General features: G+C 66.5%; 1 protein-coding gene. It reads right to left on the bottom strand.

Translation table 11 applies throughout. The annotated features are described in order from the left end of the window. Positions 1-161: 161 nt before the first annotated feature. A partial coding sequence (locus DBR23_RS31685; protein WP_233250718.1) for a DUF4139 domain-containing protein occupies positions 162-550 on the bottom strand: 389 nt, incomplete at its 5' end.

Genomic DNA, 550 nt, shown 5'->3' with positions numbered 1-550 from the left:
GGTCAGCGGTGGGGCTGCCGTCAACGGCAACAAGTAGGTGTTGGTAACTCATGGCGGCGGGGTTCTGGGGGCTTGGTGGCACCAATGTGATCGCTGGGGCGGATTGTGACCGACACGCCGTTGCGCGGGTCTTTGGAGGGCCAGTCACCGCGTCGCCAAGGTCACTGGCGTTCGATCAGCTCCACGTCTTTCGGGTAGCGGATGGTGTGCTCGGCGCTGAACTGGGCAGTGCCCCCCGTCGCCACGGATTGCTGCCAGGATACGGTGCCGGGCGTGCGGTTCCAGGCTGTGTCCGACGGCTGGGGCTGGTAGCGCGATTCGACCTCGATCTTTTCGTTGCGCGACACTGGTGCGGCATGCAGCACCTGCAGCGTGATGGCCGTCTTGTGGCGGTTCTCCACGCTGTAGGTCCGGCGCGTCTTACGCTCCACGCGCGAGCCGGTAAAGCCGCTGCTGCCCGTCAGATCCTGCACGGGCTCGGCCCGTACGGTGACCAGCTCATCGCGGCCAAACGACAGGCTGGTGCTGCCGGCTGGTGCGCCCGCACTGG

The sequence above is a fragment of the Acidovorax sp. HMWF018 genome (genome assembly GCF_003061035.1).
GTDB classification, from domain to species: domain Bacteria; phylum Pseudomonadota; class Gammaproteobacteria; order Burkholderiales; family Burkholderiaceae_C; genus Acidovorax; species Acidovorax delafieldii.
The sequence above is the reverse complement of the archived record's forward strand: the minus strand, read 5'-3'. Positions and strand labels throughout refer to the sequence as shown.